Source organism: Vibrio sp. 10N.222.55.C6, assembly GCF_041473395.1.
Taxonomy (GTDB): domain Bacteria; phylum Pseudomonadota; class Gammaproteobacteria; order Enterobacterales; family Vibrionaceae; genus Vibrio; species Vibrio crassostreae_C.
The window spans coordinates 1-542 of the sequence record NZ_JBFRSD010000411.1 but is presented as its reverse complement, the minus strand read 5'-3'; the positions used below and the strand labels follow the sequence as shown (position 1 = coordinate 542).

1 protein-coding gene is annotated in these 542 nt (G+C 40.4%); it reads left to right on the top strand.

Annotated elements, in window-relative coordinates; genetic code table 11:
* Window positions 1-105: 105 nt before the first annotated feature.
* The coding region (locus AB4486_RS24360) for a helix-turn-helix domain-containing protein (RefSeq protein WP_372119210.1) at window positions 106-542 on the top strand (437 nt) is incomplete at its 3' end.

Below are 542 nucleotides of genomic sequence, written 5' to 3'. Positions count from 1 at the left end.
TTGAATATATTGTGGCAGGTTTATACGCAATTATACCCACACAAATTGCATTCCAAATAACAAGAAGTATCATACTTACAGATTGAGTCAAATATCAGGATTAGCATGAGCATTACCACCATCAATGACATCCTCGACCTAGAAACACTGTCGGAGTCAAATCAAGTTGAGTTTAAATTGGCAGGAGGCAGAGATGGTAAAGGAGCATTACCAAAAGACTTCTGGTCGTCCTATTCAGCTATGGCTAACAGTAGAGGTGGTTGGGTAATACTTGGAGTCCAAGAGCTCAATCAAGAGTTTATTCCTGTGGGTGTCGCTGAGCCAGAGAAAGTAAAAATTGACTTGTTTAATCAATTGAATGATCGTGATCGTGTTAGCGCCAACGTCATATCAGATGATGATGTACAAATAGTTCAGCTCAAAAGCAAGCCTGTTATGGCAATTCATATACCTCCAGCTACGCGAAACCAAAAACCAGTGCACCTCAAAAAGACGCCTTTTGGTAACACTTACATGCGAATTCATGATGGAGATCGTAAGTG